16 protein-coding genes and 1 riboswitch are annotated in these 15464 nt (G+C 59.9%); of the genes, 14 read left to right on the plus strand and 2 right to left on the minus strand.

Annotated features, from left to right (window positions below):
- From B7G54_RS20910 to B7G54_RS40130, 11 genes are all read left to right on the plus strand, one after another.
- Positions 1-312, plus strand: coding sequence for a YciI family protein (locus tag B7G54_RS20910; protein ID WP_085040814.1), 312 nt, complete (start codon positions 1-3; stop codon positions 310-312).
- Positions 313-315: 3 nt separating this feature from the next.
- Positions 316-651, plus strand: coding sequence for a Rieske (2Fe-2S) protein (locus B7G54_RS20915; RefSeq protein ID WP_085040815.1), 336 nt, complete (start codon positions 316-318; stop codon positions 649-651).
- Between the two features lie 196 nt (positions 652-847).
- A complete protein-coding gene (locus B7G54_RS20920; protein ID WP_085040816.1) occupies positions 848-1936 on the plus strand; it encodes a porin in 1089 nt (362 codons plus the stop codon).
- 1351 nt (positions 1937-3287) lie between these two features.
- Positions 3288-4922 (plus strand): phenylacetate--CoA ligase family protein, encoded by a 1635-nt coding sequence (locus tag B7G54_RS39795; RefSeq protein ID WP_165765594.1) that lies wholly within the window; start codon positions 3288-3290, stop codon positions 4920-4922.
- A gap of 18 nt (positions 4923-4940) precedes the next feature.
- A complete protein-coding gene (locus tag B7G54_RS38715; protein WP_133059200.1) occupies positions 4941-5330 on the plus strand; it encodes a hypothetical protein in 390 nt (129 codons plus the stop codon).
- Positions 5331-6048: 718 nt separating this feature from the next.
- Positions 6049-6152: riboswitch (SAM-I-IV-variant riboswitch) on the plus strand.
- 42 nt (positions 6153-6194) lie between these two features.
- Positions 6195-6527, plus strand: coding sequence for a hypothetical protein (locus B7G54_RS39095; RefSeq protein WP_165765595.1), 333 nt, complete (start codon positions 6195-6197; stop codon positions 6525-6527).
- Positions 6528-6827: 300 nt separating this feature from the next.
- Positions 6828-7709: an NmrA family NAD(P)-binding protein gene (locus tag B7G54_RS20950; RefSeq protein WP_085040820.1), complete on the plus strand. Its 882-nt coding sequence runs from the start codon at positions 6828-6830 to the stop codon at positions 7707-7709.
- Between the two features lie 31 nt (positions 7710-7740).
- Complete coding sequence (locus B7G54_RS20955) at positions 7741-8115, plus strand: hypothetical protein (RefSeq protein ID WP_085040821.1); 375 nt, start codon at positions 7741-7743, stop codon at positions 8113-8115.
- 72 nt (positions 8116-8187) lie between these two features.
- Complete coding sequence (locus B7G54_RS20960; RefSeq protein ID WP_085041008.1) at positions 8188-8901, plus strand: SDR family oxidoreductase; 714 nt, start codon at positions 8188-8190, stop codon at positions 8899-8901.
- Between the two features lie 163 nt (positions 8902-9064).
- Entirely contained in the window at positions 9065-9526 is a 462-nt protein-coding gene (locus tag B7G54_RS20965) for a MarR family winged helix-turn-helix transcriptional regulator (protein WP_085040822.1), read from the plus strand.
- An 89-nt stretch (positions 9527-9615) separates the two neighbouring features.
- Positions 9616-9942: an HD domain-containing protein gene (locus B7G54_RS40130; RefSeq protein ID WP_341866387.1), complete on the plus strand. Its 327-nt coding sequence runs from the start codon at positions 9616-9618 to the stop codon at positions 9940-9942.
- Here the strand turns inward: B7G54_RS40130 and B7G54_RS20975 are convergent.
- The gene (locus tag B7G54_RS20975) at positions 9831-12278 is read right to left on the minus strand and encodes a heavy metal translocating P-type ATPase (protein ID WP_085040823.1); all 2448 of its coding nucleotides are present in this window, start codon (positions 12276-12278) and stop codon (positions 9831-9833) included. The genes B7G54_RS40130 and B7G54_RS20975 overlap by 112 nt on opposite strands.
- Before the next feature lie 192 nt (positions 12279-12470).
- Entirely contained in the window at positions 12471-12896 is a 426-nt protein-coding gene (locus tag B7G54_RS20980; RefSeq protein WP_085041009.1) for a hypothetical protein, read from the minus strand.
- A 284-nt stretch (positions 12897-13180) separates the two neighbouring features.
- Here B7G54_RS20980 and B7G54_RS20985 point away from each other — a divergent pair, with 284 nt between their 5' ends.
- Genes B7G54_RS20985 through B7G54_RS20995 form a run of 3 tightly spaced genes read left to right on the plus strand, consistent with a single transcriptional unit; the run spans position 13181 to position 15194 of the window.
- On the plus strand, positions 13181-13843 hold the full coding sequence (locus tag B7G54_RS20985) for a LemA family protein (RefSeq protein WP_085040824.1): 663 nt from the start codon (positions 13181-13183) through the stop codon (positions 13841-13843).
- Between the two features lie 17 nt (positions 13844-13860).
- Positions 13861-14694: a TPM domain-containing protein gene (locus B7G54_RS20990; protein ID WP_085041010.1), complete on the plus strand. Its 834-nt coding sequence runs from the start codon at positions 13861-13863 to the stop codon at positions 14692-14694.
- Positions 14695-14696: 2 nt separating this feature from the next.
- The gene (locus tag B7G54_RS20995) at positions 14697-15194 is read left to right on the plus strand and encodes a TPM domain-containing protein (RefSeq protein WP_085040825.1); all 498 of its coding nucleotides are present in this window, start codon (positions 14697-14699) and stop codon (positions 15192-15194) included.
- Positions 15195-15464 lie beyond the last annotated feature (270 nt).

Here is a 15464-nt window from a genome sequence, read left to right on the forward strand (position 1 = left end):
ATGGCGCGATTTTTCGCGGTGTTTGCGACGGACCAGCCGGGCATGCGCGACGTGCGCGATCGCGTGCGGCCGATTCATCGGACTTACCTGCGCTCGGCCGACCAGCACGGCGTGGTGGTGCGGCTCGGCGGCCCGACGCTGGACCCGCACGGCGACGCGATGAACGGAACGCTGCTCGTCGTGGAGGCGGACGACATCCAAGCAGTGATGCAGTTCGTCGGCAACGATCCTTATGTGAAGGAGGGGCTGTTCTCGCACGTGGAAGTGCGGCCGTGGGACTGGAGCCTCGGCAACCCCGAGCAGAGGGTATGAGACATGGAAGCACGACAACTCTGCCGCTTTTCCGATGTGCCCGACGGCGGCGCGCGGGTCGTCGACGCGGCATGCATCGGGCACCCCGTCATCGTCGTGAGACGGGGCGAGCAGGTGTGGGCTTATGTGAATCGTTGTCCGCACTTCTCGGTGCCGCTCGATTTCGTACCGGGTAGCGTTTCCTGTTACCGGTCGCAGGTGTTGATGTGCGCCCATCACAGTGCGCTGTTCCGGTTCGACGATGGCGTGTGTATCGATGGGCCTTGCTCGGGATCGGCGTTGGATGCGGTGGCTGTCGAGGTGGACTCCGCTGCGTGGATCATCCATCGAGGCGCTTGATTCGGGTGTTTCGATAAGTACCGACGGGGCCGGTCAATTCGGCGGCTATCGTATTTATCAATCAGTAAAGCTAATCATATTTCTGGTGTCTGATAAACGGCATCGGAATGAAGGCGATTCCTTGTGCAGCATCGAGCGAGCACCTGCCCCATAGCAGGTGGCAGCCTCGCTTTTTCATAAAAAAGACGGAGACAGAATGAAACTCAGGTTTGGAGCGGTGGCGATTCTTGCCGTGACGCAGGGCGCATGGGCGCAGAGCAGCGTGACGATGTTCGGGCTGATTGACGCCGGCATCTCTTATGTCAGCAACGAGGGCGGCGGGAAGAACGTCAAGTTCGACGACGGGATATTCGCGCCCAATTTATTCGGCTTTCGCGGCACGGAAGACCTCGGCGGCGGATATCGCGCGACGTTCGCGCTCGTGAACCAGTTCTCGATGGCGAACGGCAGCATCATCGGGGCCGGGATTTTCGGGCGCAATGCGTACGTGGGCCTCGAAAGCACCCGGTTCGGCAGCGTCACGCTGGGCAATCAGTACGACTTCATGGTGGATTCGCTGTTTTCAAAGGGCAATACGATTTCGCGGGACATCTCGGGGCTGTATGGCTTCCGGAATGGCCCGTTTCAGCGGCTCGCGCTTCCTGATAATCCGACCGGCGCGTTCGATTGGGACCGCACGGCGGGTAGCAAGCCGATCGCGAATTCCGTCAAATACAGTTCGCCGACGGTTGGGGGCTTTTCCGGCGGCGTGATGTATGCGTTTGGCGGCGTGGCCGGTTCGGTTGGGGCAGATAATGCCGTCAGTGCCGGGCTGAACTATGAAGCGGGGCCGTTCGGTGTGGGCGCGGCCTACACGAACGAGAAGTACGGCCCCGCACCCGGCGTGCCGTCCACCAGCGTGCGGAACTGGGGTGTCGGGATGCACTACGACTTCGGTGTCGTCACCGCGAATGCGCTGATGACCACCGTGCACAATTCGTTCAACGATGCCGGGGTGTGGATGGCCGAAGCGGGTGGGTTGTGGCACGTCAGGCCGGATGTCGTGCTGGGCGCGAAGTACATGTACATGAAAGGCAATGAAGCGGTGAACAACAACCACGCGCATCAGGTCAGCGTGGCGCTTCAGTACCTGTTTTCGAAGCGGACGATGGTTTATGTGTCGGCGGACTACCAGCGCGCGAACAGCGGCGCGAATGCGCAGGTCAATGGCGTGCTGGAGCCGAACGGGGCGTCGAGTTCCGCGAGCCAGACGGTGGCGCGGGTGGGGGTGCATACGGTGTTTTGATGGGCGGCCGGAACGTGCATTCAGTTCCGCCATGCCTTGTGCCGTTGTGCTACCTGCCAGGCGCGGCGATTGTCGTCGCCTTGTCCTGCTCCGCCGCCGGCGCCTCGTCTGCCGCTTGCGCGCGCTGGATCGCCGGACGCGCGAGGAAGCGGTCGATGTAGCGGCAACGCGGTTGATCCGGCGGAGCTGGCTCGTGCGCTCGGGTATTTTGACCAGGCGCATTTCATGCGCGATTTTCGGAAGCTGGTGGGGAAGGTGCCGGCGGAGTACCGGCGCGATGACTTGCAGAAATGAGCCCGCCTGGGCATCCGTGAGGGAACCTCGGCCCTCATGTAAGATGCGCACAGCTTCACCCGGTCTTGAGAGGGGCCGGTTCTCGCGCCATAACGGCAATCAGCCGTACAACAACAAGGAAGCCACGAGATATGCCGGGGATTCCCACGGAAGCCTTTACTGTCTGGCACACGATCCTGTCCGTGGCCCGACATGCACCGTCGCCGCACAACGTTCAGCCGTGGCGTGTGCAATTGATCTCGGACGATTGCGCCGAGCTGTTCATCGATGGCACGCGCACGCTGCCGAAAGAAGATACGACCGGGTCGTTCCTGTTGTCCGCGATGGGCATGTTCATCGACGCGATCGATTTGCTGGCGGCGCCGCACGGGTTGCGTGTCGAATGGCAACTGCATCGCCCGGTGCAGGAATTCGCGGCCGTCCTGTCGCGGCCGACACCGTCAGGTTTGATTCCGTTCGCCGCGCTGCGGCTCGTCGCCAGCGCCAGCGCGGACGTGTCGCGCGACGACCCGTCCGCGCTGATGCTGGCGCGCCGCACGTCGCGCCTTTCGATGGATCCAACACCGGTGCCGGATGCAGCCGTCACGCAACTGGCGGCGCTGGCTGACGAATGGGGGCATCGATATACGCACCTGTCCGGTGCGAAATTGATCGAGCCGATCATCGCGGCGAACATCGACGCCGTGTTCCATGACATGAACGTCGCGGACTACCATGACGAAATCACTGCCTGGTTTCGCTTCACGGAAAGCTCGACTGCTCGACATCGCGACGGTCTCGACTGGCGCTGCATGAACCTGTCGCGCGCGGAGTTCTGGATGTCCGCACGCCTGTCGAAAATCCTGACGTTCAAGCCGACGCGCTTCTATTTCAAGCGCCGGTATCGTGCGCAACTCGGCCACGTACCGGCAATCGGCGTGTTGAGTGGCGATTTCTTCAATCCGGAGAGTGCGATCGAGTCGGGCCGTTTCCTTCTGCGCTTCTGGCTGGCGCTGACGAGCCTCGGCTTGTACCTGCATCCGTACGGCAACCTGGTTACGAACCCCGCCGCCGCCGCATGGTTCAGCGTGCATACCGGGGTCGACCGGGCATGGCTCGTGTTCAAGGTCGGCTACTCGCGTACACCGCCGCAGAGTCAGCGCAGGACGCTCGCCGACATCCTTGTCGACGCGCCGGCTCCGTCCCACTCGCCGAGATCCGCATGAACACGCTCATTCGCCTCTTTCTCGAAGCCATTCTCTGGACACTCTGGTTCCTTCGCCGTGTGATTAGCGTCGACGGACGTCTCTATGTTTTCCTCAATGCGCCGATCTTTCAGCCCTATCTGACTTACGTCGGCCGCATGCGCGCCCGAGTGGCGTTCCTCAAGGCGAGCACGTCGTGCCCGGCATACATCGAGTTCCTGAAGGCCGAGGAGTACAAGGCCGGCAGAAGATGGCGGCTGTCGGACCTGCCCGCCATGACCAAGGAGAATTACATCAAGCGCTATTCGATCGAGCAGCGCTGTTATGGCGGTGCGATTCCGAAGTCGGGCGTCGTCATCGACGAATCGTCGGGGTCGACGGGGCAGCCGAACAACTGGGTGCGCAGTGCGGCAGAGCGCAGCGACGTCAAACGCATCCTGCAACTGAACTATCAACTGGTGTTTCGCGACTCCGGCAAGATGTTGCTGAACTGCTTTGCGCTCGGGCCGTGGGCGACCGGCATGAACGTGTCGATGTCGCTCGTCGACGTCGGCATCATGAAGTCCATCGGCCCGGACAAGGCCAAGCTGATCAACACGCTGAAGCTGTTCGGGCCGAAGTATCAGTACCTGATATTCGGCTATCCGCCGTTTATCCGCTCGGTGGTCGACGAGTGCGATCTCGACCTGACGCCGTATCACATCGATTTCATTGTCGGCGGGGAAGGGTTGTCGGAAGCGTTGCGCGACCATCTGTTGCGCAAGGCGAGCATGGTGATTTCGTCCTATGGCGCGTCGGACCTCGAGATCAACATCGGTGTCGAGACGCCGACGACGATCGGCCTGCGGCGTGCGCTGCTGAGCCGTCCCGAGTTGTGCCGGGAATTGTTCGGTCGCGATACGCCGCCGATGATCTTTCAGTACAACGCGCTCGACTACGTGATCGAAACGAATCACGATGGCGAACTGCTGGTGACCATCGGGCGGCAGTCTGGTGCGGCGCCGAAGATCCGTTACAACATTCGCGATTCGGGTGGCACGTATACATTCCGCGAGCTGAACAAGCGTCTGTCGGCACATGGCATGCGGCTGACGGATTTTGCGTCGCGGACCAGCCATTTTCCGTTTCTGTTCGTGTACGGCCGTAATGATTCGAGTGTGCCGTTCTATGGCGCGAAAGTGTTCCCGTCGGATATCGAGCAGGTTCTGTCCGCTTCGTCGGTGTTGCACGACTCGATCAGCACGTTCCAGCTCGCTACGACAGAGGATGCGGAGTTGACGAGTTTCCTGCATGTCCATCTCGAACGTGCGTCGGGCAGTGTACCGATGCAGCTTGATGATGCGGCGCTGCACGGCGAGATGTTCGAAGGGATGAAGCGCGTGAATCAGGATTTTCGCGAGGTGTCGAGGCTGTTCGATTCGAAGCAGGTCGTCGTGCATGTGCACGATCACGACACCGGGCCGTTTCACGGGCGGGATATTCGGATCAAGAACAAGTACATCGCGTGAGAGTGGGGGCGTGCCCTCGTGCTGCTTGTCGTGGTGCACGAGGGTTTTCGTACAGTGAATGTTGAAGCTGACACGATGAAAAAATCGTTGGTGGTGATCTTCGCCTCATCATTTCTGGTGCTTACGCATCCGGTGTTGGCTGCATCCGTTTCAACGGGGCGCTCTTATGTTTGTCATTTTGGCAAGTACGGCGAGGTCAAGATAGACACTCGCGATCCCGGAGCTTCAATAATCATTGGCGGTGTTCGTTACCCTGCCGTGAATGGTAGCTACTTCTACCAGACCGTCGACGGAAAAGTGGCAGTTGCATTCAATCCCGACATGACGGCCTGGACGTTGATGACGGACGGGGAGAATCGGAGCGGCATAACCGATTCTCATTGCAAGGTGGTTGCGAACGAGAAGTGAAATTTCGGGTCGTGGTTTGCCAAAAAAGGGTGTTCGACTGAGACGTATTGCATGGTTGTCGCGCGACACCAGTTCGTGAGCTGTGCAGCCAAGCAACTTCGTCAAAAAATAGACTTGATCTTCGGAGGGTGGGTGATGAATGGCTATTTTTTGATGTTCTTGCTTTTATTGATCGTCTTGAGTGCACTTATTGTGTACTCGAACTGGAGGCGCATTAAATACATGCGCGCAAAAAACTACCAGTGGTATCGGGAAACGTACCCTGACGCAGTGCGCGGAAGTCGAGTCATGTGTCGCAGTTGCGGCAACGACCGAATTCATGCTCGCAACGTTATGCAGCGCACGTTTATGCGGGAGCACTTCTGTAGCCAATGCGGCGAAAGTCTTTACTACAGCCCGGAAGGTACGGTGCGTTAACGTTGCGGCCATATCGAACTACGCTGTATGCCGACGGGCGCCAGAGGATTGAGCATTAGACGATCGCGTAGCTGTCGTCGCGCGTCAGGCCAGCACACCGGGTCATTCTGCATCTTCCTTTGTTGCGTCATCCCAGTCTGACCGCATCGGCCGGCCGCATACTTGAACGTCCACGGGTTCCCCTGGCGCGTGAGCTGAACTGGTGGCGCCATCCGGTTGAAGAGTCGCTTTCCCGACGCTTCTTGCCCGACATCGTTTTTTCAGTATAATGAACCAACGTTCGGAATGTCGAACGCAAGAAGTCCAGCATCCAGAGTCGGATTTTCCGACGCCAACCTGCCCTCCCGGGCAAGGTGGACGCCTTTGAGGCGATGCGGCCGATTTACGGCAACGAAACGGGAGCAGCATGGCTGGCACCGGTTCGATAACCACTCATCCGGAGCAACCATGCGTCAAGCTACCTCTGCTTCCCACCCGGCAGTCTGTGAAGACTGGTCGCACTTCCTTCCAGGTTTCACGTTGACGCATACGGTTCATCTCGTATCGAGATTGAATCCGGGCATTGTCTCGACAGCGGCTGCCGTACTCGAAGGTGAAACCGCCACGGTTGACCGTTGGGCCATCGCCCGCTGTGGCGACGTTCTCGAGCAAAAAATCGTTCTCGGGGAAATGACGGAAGGGCAAGCGGTTCGACTGCGCGAACGGCTTGCCGCGCTCGATGGTGTGCTCCGCACGAGGATGGAGCATCACTTCGTTCGGGGCGGGTCGGCTGCCTCCTGATAACGCATCGGGGCTCGGCCGTTAGACGATGGATTCTCGTCGTCGGCGTATCGGCTGAAAAGGGCAGGCAATGATCCCCTCCCTAGTCGAAAATTGGACCAGATCAAACAGGCGGCGTCAGATCGGCTGACACAGTTCGGCCATTTCAAGTCGTTCGCCCGTGTCCGCAATGCCACCGGCCGAATCGAGCGAGGTATTCCTCGGGGTGCGCACGAACCAGAAAAACTTGACAGTGAGAGCATATGCTCCTAGTCTTGCTTGAAGGGAGCATATGCTCTCACTTTCGAACGGAGCGAAGCGATGAACGAGGCCGAGATTCTTGTGAGCGGTGCAACCGGACGGACCGGAGGTATTGCTATTGACGAACTGCTCACGATGGGCAAACGCGTGCGGGCATATGTGCGCACGGATGACGATCGAGCGGCCGCCCTGAGGCGGCGCGGTGTCGATATCGCGATCGGGGACTTCACCGACATCAACGACATTCGGGCAGCGATGGAAGGAATCCGGTCGGCCTATTTCCTTCATCCAATCGCGCCGGGAATCATTGGGGCCGCAGCCTATTTCGCGCAGGCAGCAAAGGAAGCGGGCGTCACGGCGATCGTCAACATGTCGCAGATTTCCGCACGCCGGGAGTCGACGAGCCACGCAGCACAGGATCACTGGGTTTCCGAGCAGGTCTTTGATTGGTCAGATGTCGCGACTACGCATTTGCGCCCCACCTTCTTCGCCGATTGGCTCGTCTATCCGCATTTTGCAAAGGAAATCCAGGCCACGAGGAAGATTGAATTTCCCTTTGGCAACGGCCGTCACGCGCCCATTGCCACCGACGATCAGGGACGCGTCATCGCTCATGTCCTCGCCAACCCCGAAGGCCACGAGGGCAAGACCTACACGCTCCACGGCCCCGTCGAGATGAACCATGTCGAGATCGCAGCCGCGATGAGCGAGGTTCTCGGCATCCGGATCGAATACGCGCCGACTTCCATCGAGGAATTCCGAATCAAGATGGAAACCCTTTACAAGTTTCCGCCGTTCCTCACGCAGCATCTGGTCGAAGTTGCGCAGAACTACCGCGACGGCATTTTTTCGGGTACCAACGATGTCGTCGAGAAAATCACCGGGAAGCCGCCGCTTTCGGTCCAGCAGTTCGTCGCCAAGAATCGATCCGCATTCGCGTGAACAGATCCTTAAAACGAATCGAGGTTTGAAAATGTCAATCACTCAAGACGAGCGGCACCCGTTTCTCGATGATCTGACGGCTGACGCGGAACTGGTCAGCTCAGTGTTGCGCGTTCCCGTTATCGGGCGCGACGAAATCCGGCTCGCCGTCGACGCCGTCGGAACCTTCTACGCGTCACAGACGCCCACGTTTCTTCAAACCGTCGGCTCGCGGCTTTTTCTTGAATACGAGGCTGTTCTGACGAGCGGCGAGAAGTTGAGCGCGGTCGTTGTGGTCGATCGCAACGCCGACGGATCGGTGCCGCGAGTCAGTGTACGGATGAGCCCGCTTGGCGCTGTACTGACGCTCGCCACCCATCTGCGGGGGGCGCTCTCGAAGCAGTTACCGGAAAACGTCTTTCTTTGAACCGAGCACGCGCGGGCTGGCGGCGGGCGTTGACTCGCACCCGGCATGCGGCTTTTGAAAGAGGAGCATGTGATGGATATCAAGAACGCCACCGTCTTCATCACCGGTGCCAATCGCGGCCTGGGTCTGGCTTTTGCGCGAGAGGCGCGTCGTCGCGGGGCGGCGAAAGTTTATGCGGGCATGCGCAACACGAGTGGCTTCGACGAGCCGGGCGTTGTGCCGGTCAGGATTGATGTCACGGATACGGCGTCGATCGCCGAAGCCGCGAAACTGGCGGCGGATACGACTGTGCTGGTCAACAACGCGGGGATTGCCGCCTTGATCGACGGGCCTCTGGCGGCCGACATGGAAGCGCAATCCGCCCGCATGTTCGATACCAACTACTACGGCGTAGTGCGCGTCACACAGGCCTTCGAACAGATATTGGCGGCCCAGCCGCATGCTGCCATCATCAACGTGCTTTCCGATATCGTGTGGCTTCCGCGGCCCTATCTCACACCGTATGCCGCCTCGAAGGCCGCAGCGTGGAGTTACACAAACCAGCTTCGCCTTTATCTGCACGAGCGTGGCATCCAGGTTCTCGGCCTGCACGTCGGGTTCGTGGATACCGACCTGACCAACGGCATTGACGTGCCCAAAGCCAGTCCGGAGGACGTCGTGCGACAGACTTACGACGCGCTCGCCTTCGGCAAGAGCGAGGTTATGGCCGACAAGGGGACAGCGGTGCTGAAAAGCACGCTTGCGGCCGAGATACCCGGCTACATCACACCACCTGCAGGGCTTTGAACACCGCGGATGACACGGGGCGGCTGCGGCAGCGAGACATGCGGTGCGCGGATCGCCGTACGCCAGCGCCGCCGCTCCCGGCTTTCATCGAAAGACACCGCCACACCTTCGCGCGACGCACGCTTAGCGTTCGCGCCACTAACCGCAATCAGGAGTAGAACAGATGTTGCCTGTCAACCAGCCGCTTGGAATCGATCAATGCAACTGCTTCGCCGTAAGGAAGGCGAGCAGGCAGATCTCGCGACTCTACGATAGCCATCTTGAGCCCGTGGGCCTGCGCATCACGCAATTCCTCACCCTGGCCGCGCTGAACGAGGTGGGAAGTACCCCGGTCAACGCCCTTGCGGAACGGCTCGATATCGAACGAACGGCGATGGGGAAAATGGTTGGCTTCCTGGAACGCGACGGCTTCGTCACGATCAAGCCGTCGCCCACGGACGGCCGAAGTCGCCTTATCGAGCTCACCGAGGAAGGGCGGCGCCTGCACGAAAGGGCGGCTCCTCTCTGGCGGGAGGCGCAACGGAAGTTTGAGCAACTGAATGGCGTAGACAACGTTACGGCGTTGCGGGAGGGGTTGAGAGGGGTGGTCGTCGGCGACGTGTCGATGCATTCGTCAGAAGGCTAAGCTTCCGGATGCATTGCGACGGCAACATGATTCGTGAAACCAATCCTCATTCGAGGAAGGGCTATGAACCTCCTGTCACCATCGGGAGCATGAGCGCACCGGATTCCGAACTTGCCCGCAAAGCGGCGGCCCTCGCCGCGCAGGCTCATTCGAGGCCGCTCCTCAATCATGTCCATCGGACATGGTGGTTTGCGGAGTTCATCGGCAAGAAGCGGCAAATGAAATGCGATCGCGAACTGGTTTATCTTGCATCGCTGCTTCACGACCTGGGTTTGTCCGAGGATCATGCTGCGGATACCGCCGCTCAAACTTTGGCGTTACGCAACCTCAGCGCGTTCGAGATGACAGACGCGGAACTCAAACTCATCGCAAGCGCCGCAATCATCGGCGAGAGCAGCAGCCCCGTGAACGGGTAAAGCACCCCGGCCGCCAACGGAACCCCAAGCGCGTTGTACACGAACGCGAAGCCAAGATTCTGCTTCATGTTCGCGACAGTTGCCTCTGACAGCTCTCGCGCCCGCGCAATACCGCGCAAGTCTCCCTTGACGAGCGTCACCTGAGCGCTGCTCATCGCCACGTCCGTGCCTGTTCCCATGGCCACGCCGACATCGGCCTTGGCAAGCGCGGGGGCGTCGTTGATGCCGTCGCCAGCCATCGCCACGACATGCCGGGCTTGCTGAAGCCGTGTCACCAGGTCGAGCTTGTCGGCAGGCTTCACCTCGCCATGGAATTCATCGACGCCGAGCTTCTCGGCCACGGCCTTGGCCGTGACCACGCCGTCACCGGTCGCCATCACGACGCGAATACCGTTCTCCTTCAATGTCGAAAGCGCTTCCGGCGTCGTCGTCTTTATCGGGTCGGCGACTGCCAGCAGCCCGGCCAAGCCGCCGTCGACCGCCAGGTACATGACGCTGGCGCCTTGCGCGCGCATGCCGTCCGCCTCCTTGGCCAGCGATTCGACGGAGACGGCGTCAGTCTGCATCAGCGCGGTGTTGCCAAGCGCTAGCTTCCTGCCAGCGACCAATCCTCTCACGCCGATACCCGTCGCGGATTCAAAGTTCTCGGCTCGGTCCAAAGTCAGGTTCTTCTCGCGGGCAGCCGCGACGATGGCCGCGGCAAGCGGATGCTCACTGCCCTGGTCGAGACTCGCCGCCAGACGAAGCACCTCGTCGGTCGCGTATCCGTTTGTGCCCACGGCCTGCTCGAAGGCTGGATGTCCCTCGGTCAGCGTTCCCGTCTTGTCGACAATCAGTACATCGACCTTTCGCAGATTTTCAATCGCGGCTGCATCGCGAAAGAGAATCCCGGTGGTGGCTCCTTTGCCGCTTGCGACCATGATGGACATCGGTGTCGCAAGACCAAGCGCACAGGGGCACGCAATGATGAGCACTGCCACCGCATTGATGAGACCGAACACCCAGCTGGGCTCGGGCCCAAAGATGCCCCACACGAAGAACGTCAGAAGAGCGGCGCTGACGACTCCGACGACAAACACGCCGGCCACCTTGTCGGCCATGCGCTGCATGGGTGCCCGGGACCGCTGCGCCTGCGCGACCATCTGCACGATTTGTGACAGCACCGTCTCGGAGCCGACCTTTTCCGAGCGGATGATGAGACTGCCTGTCGCGTTCATCGTCGCGCCAATGACGTGGTCGCCAACGCGCTTCGTGACGGGAATGGGTTCGCCGGTAATCATGGACTCGTCCAGCGAACTCGAGCCATCGGTTACCACGCCGTCCGTGGGGACTTTCTCGCCGGGCCGCACGCGAAGCAGGTCTCCCACATGCACATGGGACAACGGAATGTCTTCCTCGGAACCGTCGGGGTTGATGCGTCGAGCCGTCTTGGGGGCGAGCCCGAGCAGTGCCTTGATGGCGGCGGACGTTTGCGAGCGGGCCTTTAGTTCGAGCAACTGCCCGAGAAGCGTCAGCGAAATGATGACCGCCGCTGCTTCGAAATAGACGCTGACCCGGCCGTGCTCACTGTATGTTTCAGGAAACACACCGGGGAAGAGGGTGGCAATGACACTGTAGATATAGGCCGCGCCTGTCCCGAGGCCGATGAGCGTCCACATGTTGGGGCTGCGGTTCATGAATGAGCGCGCGCACCGCTCGAAAAACGGCAGGCCTGCCCACATGATGACCGGCGTAGAGACGACGAACTCGACCCAGCTTTCGGTGCCGGCATCCATCAATCCCAGGCGATGGCCAAACATCGCCAGCACGAAAACGACGACGGTCAGTGGCAACGTCCACCAGAATCGGCGTCGGAAATCGACCAGTTCCGGATTCTCGCCTTCGTCGACGCTGGGCAGAATCGGTTCCAGCGTCATGCCGCACTTCGGACATTGCCCAGGATGGTCCTGGCGAATTTCCGGGTGCATCGGGCACGTGTAGATGGTGCCCTCAGGCACTGCTCGTGGCTGCTCAATGGTCGAGGGCTCGACGTACTTGGACGGCGCAGCCTGGAATTTCGTCAAGCAAGCCTGGCTGCAGAACGCGTACCACTTGCCATTGTGTTCGTGACGGAAGCGTGACCCATCGGCCACTGTCATTCCACAGACGGGGTCGCGAAGCGTATCCCCGGTACGAACGTGCTCGTCCTGGCCCTCATGGTGATGAGCATGCGCGTCGTGTCCGTGCCCGGCGGAATGGTCGTGCTTGTCCGTCTCACGTGCGTGATGCCCGCCCGATGACAAGTGCTCGGAAATCCGTTGGCGGTAAAGCTTGTCTTCGCCAGGTTGACCGCTCATTTGGCGCTCCTTTGCTCACCCATTCCGCTCCCATCGGACTCGTCGCCCTGCGCATTCGGTATTGCCGTGACGGCGGTGCGACTACGTGCGTCACCTTTACGGAGGCTAGCCGGTACATCCGTTGCGTGCAGTGAGACTATATTGCCAAATCATCAGAGGGTGCCTGCCTCCTACCGCCTATCTCGAACGGTCTTACTTCTCGGCCGGATGCTCCTGCGCAGCCTGGCGGTCCATCATTGCCTGCATCATCATTTCCATCATGTCCATGCGCTTTTCCATGCTTTCGTGTCGCGACGACATCGGCATGCCCGATGAATTGGCACCCATCATTCCCATCATGTTCATACCGTTCTGCATGACTTTCATCTGCTCGTCCATCAGGGCGGCGCGTTCCTGAGGCGTCTTCGCGTTCATCATCTTTTCGTGCATGGCACGCATGCTCTGCATTTGGTCGTCCGCTTCGCGGTTCGCCTTGCTTGGCGCTTTTGCGGCTGCTTTACTGGGATGATGGGCATCGTGAGCTGCATTGTCGGCGGCTGACGGCGTACCGGCGATTGCAACGGCACTGACCATGCCGAGCGTCGCAATTGCGATTGCGAGTTTTTGGGGAAATGCCATCTTGTTCTCCATGAGCATGGTTCTTGAGAGCCGGTCGAACCCTGAAACCACTCTATGCTCGCGCCCCTTCGATGGCTTGACGTGGCTCAACAAAGGAACGAACCGACTTCGTCATACGAATCGCAGCCGTGGAGCTAGCTGTGACCGGATGGGTGTATCAACCTGGGCATGCTGCGACAACGCAGCATTGACGTGCATCAACGCCGAGACCGGCCAGCTACTTACGATGGGTAGTGCACCCGTAAGCGGCGGAATGCCGCGGAATATCGAGCAGAGGCGCGCCCATGTTGGAAAATTCGGCAGCAATCTCCGCGCGGCGCGGTCTGGCCCGCGCATTCCTGGCGGCCGCACTGGCGGTGTGCCTGCTTCCTTTCGCTGGATGCGGTTATAACGCCATCCAGAGTGAAGACGAGCAGGTGAAGGCCAGTTGGTCAGAAGTTCTAAATCAATATCAACGGCGTGCCGACCTTGTCCCCAACCTCGTCAACACGGTGAAGGGGTACGCGAACCAGGAAAAGGAAGTGCTCGTCAGTGTGACGGAGGCGCGGGCGCAAGTGGGCTCGATTCGCGCCACGCCCGAACTCATCGCCGACCCGCAGGCGTTCGCGAAGTTCGAGGCGGCGCAGGGGCAGCTCACGTCATCTCTGTCACGTTTGCTCGTGGTATCGGAGAACTATCCGCAATTGAAGTCGGATGCGAACTTCCGCGACCTGCAGGCGCAGCTCGAGGGTACGGAAAATCGTATTTCCGTTGCTCGCAATCGATACATTCACTCCGTCCAGACGTACAACACGACGGTACGTTCGTTCCCGAATAATTTGACTGCAAAGGCGTTCGGCTATCTGGAACGACCCAACTTCTCAGTGAGCAACGAAGCCGAGATTTCCAAGCCGCCGCGGGTCGACTTCGGCTCGACGCCGGCATCTGCAGGCAGGGCATCCAATTGAACGTGTTCCGACTGGCGATGGCCGTCGTCTTGGCCTTCTTTGTCTTCGGGGGAGTCTGCGCCCACGCGGACGCCGTTGTCCCGCCGCTGACATCGAGAGTAACCGATGAGACTGGAACCCTGACCAGCGACCAGAAGGTTGGCCTTGAGCAGACGTTGAAAGAGTTCGAAGCGAAAAAAGGAACGCAGATTTCGGTTCTTGTCGTTCCAACCACGGAGCCGGAAACCATCGAACAGTATTCGATGCGAGTCGTCGAGCAATGGAAGCTTGGGCGCAAGAACGTCGACGACGGTGCGCTCCTGATTATCGCCAAGAACGACCGAACGCTTCGAATCGAGGTCGGATACGGCCTCGAAGGCGTGCTCACCGATGCGACGAGCAATCGCATCATCAACGAGGCAATCGTTCCCCGGTTCCGAAACGGCGATTTCTACGGCGGCATCACTGCGGGCCTCGACGGCATGATGCGCGTCACCAGCGGCGAGCAGTTACCCCCACCGCAGCGACGATATCAGGCAAGCGACGGCACCGGACGGTTGCTTCCGGTTCTCTTCCTCCTGACGGTCATGGCCGGCGGCCTGCTGCGCGCCATGCTCGGGAGACTGCCGGGGGCCGCCGTTACAGGCGGAGTCGTTGGTGTACTCGCGTGGGTTTTGTCGGGGGCGCTTTTTGTCGCTATTGCGGCAGGACTGATGGCGCTGCTCTTCACGTTGCTGGGGGGCGGGATGGGAGCAGTTGGTGGGCGCTTCATTGGCGGTAGCGGTGGGCGTTTCGGTCGTGATTCGAATCGCGACATCTTTCGCGGAGGCGGTGGCGGCTTTGGCGGCGGTGGCGCATCGGGACGGTGGTGAGCATGGACCTGAAACGCCTCTTCCGGCATCTCTTCACGACCCACTGGCGGGTCAACAGCGCATTTTCACGGCGAGCACTTATTGCTATTGAAGAGGCTGTACGTACCAGTCATCGCGCGCACGTGGGTCAAGTCAGGTTTGCGGTAGAGGGGGCGCTGCACATCGGCGATTTGCTGAAGGGCATATCTGCGAGGGACCGTGCCATCGAGGTTTTCTCGGACCTCCGGGTTTGGGACACGGAGCACAACAACGGCATTCTTATCTATCTGCTTCTTGCGGACCGCGACGTCGAAATCGTTGTGGACCGAGGCATACACGCCAAGGTGGATGGCCGCGAATGGGAGGCGATTTGCCAAGCCATGGAGGCCCATTTCCGGCAAGGAGATTACCGGTCCGGTGCCCTGCGGGGTGTCGAGCAAGTTACCGAGCTCTTGAGAAAACACTTTCCAGCTCACGGCCCGAGGCGCGACGACCTTTCGAGTTCGCCCGTTGTGATGTGAGTCCTTGACCTCATATCGCTCCTCCGGAGCGGAAATCTGTCAATTTTGTGAGAAACCATCGGCTCCAAGCCATTTGGCCAACTCAAAGTGCATTTCAATGATGAGCTCCATCGTTTCATGGAAACACTGAAGGCTCGTGAACGGTTGCTCGAGAACGAACTCGGTAAAGCAATTTCAGACTGGTTCGGGTATCAGGTCGATTGATTTTCCGCGACATTCTTCGCCTCGGCCACGCGCAATTGCTGGTGGAACAGTTTCACTTAAGCCCCG

The organism is Burkholderia puraquae, assembly GCF_002099195.1.
Classification (GTDB): Bacteria; Pseudomonadota; Gammaproteobacteria; order Burkholderiales; family Burkholderiaceae; genus Burkholderia; species Burkholderia puraquae.

What these genes read in the sequence shown, in the direction of transcription:
- B7G54_RS20910 (WP_085040814.1), top strand. Translation starts at nt 1, where the DNA reads ATGGCGCGATTTTTCGCGGTGTTTGCGACGGACCAGCCGGGCATGCGC.
- B7G54_RS20915 (WP_085040815.1), top strand. Translation starts at nt 316, where the DNA reads ATGGAAGCACGACAACTCTGCCGCTTTTCCGATGTGCCCGACGGCGGC.
- B7G54_RS20920 (WP_085040816.1), top strand. Translation starts at nt 848, where the DNA reads ATGAAACTCAGGTTTGGAGCGGTGGCGATTCTTGCCGTGACGCAGGGC.
- B7G54_RS39795 (WP_165765594.1), top strand. Translation starts at nt 3,288, where the DNA reads ATGGTTCAGCGTGCATACCGGGGTCGACCGGGCATGGCTCGTGTTCAA.
- B7G54_RS39095 (WP_165765595.1), top strand. Translation starts at nt 6,195, where the DNA reads ATGCGTCAAGCTACCTCTGCTTCCCACCCGGCAGTCTGTGAAGACTGG.
- B7G54_RS20950 (WP_085040820.1), top strand. Translation starts at nt 6,828, where the DNA reads ATGAACGAGGCCGAGATTCTTGTGAGCGGTGCAACCGGACGGACCGGA.
- B7G54_RS20955 (WP_085040821.1), top strand. Translation starts at nt 7,741, where the DNA reads ATGTCAATCACTCAAGACGAGCGGCACCCGTTTCTCGATGATCTGACG.
- B7G54_RS20960 (WP_085041008.1), top strand. Translation starts at nt 8,188, where the DNA reads ATGGATATCAAGAACGCCACCGTCTTCATCACCGGTGCCAATCGCGGC.
- B7G54_RS20965 (WP_085040822.1), top strand. Translation starts at nt 9,065, where the DNA reads ATGTTGCCTGTCAACCAGCCGCTTGGAATCGATCAATGCAACTGCTTC.
- B7G54_RS40130 (WP_341866387.1), top strand. Translation starts at nt 9,616, where the DNA reads ATGAGCGCACCGGATTCCGAACTTGCCCGCAAAGCGGCGGCCCTCGCC.
- B7G54_RS20975 (WP_085040823.1), bottom strand. Translation starts at nt 12,278, where the DNA reads ATGAGCGGTCAACCTGGCGAAGACAAGCTTTACCGCCAACGGATTTCC.
- B7G54_RS20980 (WP_085041009.1), bottom strand. Translation starts at nt 12,896, where the DNA reads ATGGCATTTCCCCAAAAACTCGCAATCGCAATTGCGACGCTCGGCATG.
- B7G54_RS20985 (WP_085040824.1), top strand. Translation starts at nt 13,181, where the DNA reads ATGTTGGAAAATTCGGCAGCAATCTCCGCGCGGCGCGGTCTGGCCCGC.
- B7G54_RS20990 (WP_085041010.1), top strand. Translation starts at nt 13,861, where the DNA reads ATGGCCGTCGTCTTGGCCTTCTTTGTCTTCGGGGGAGTCTGCGCCCAC.
- B7G54_RS20995 (WP_085040825.1), top strand. Translation starts at nt 14,697, where the DNA reads ATGGACCTGAAACGCCTCTTCCGGCATCTCTTCACGACCCACTGGCGG.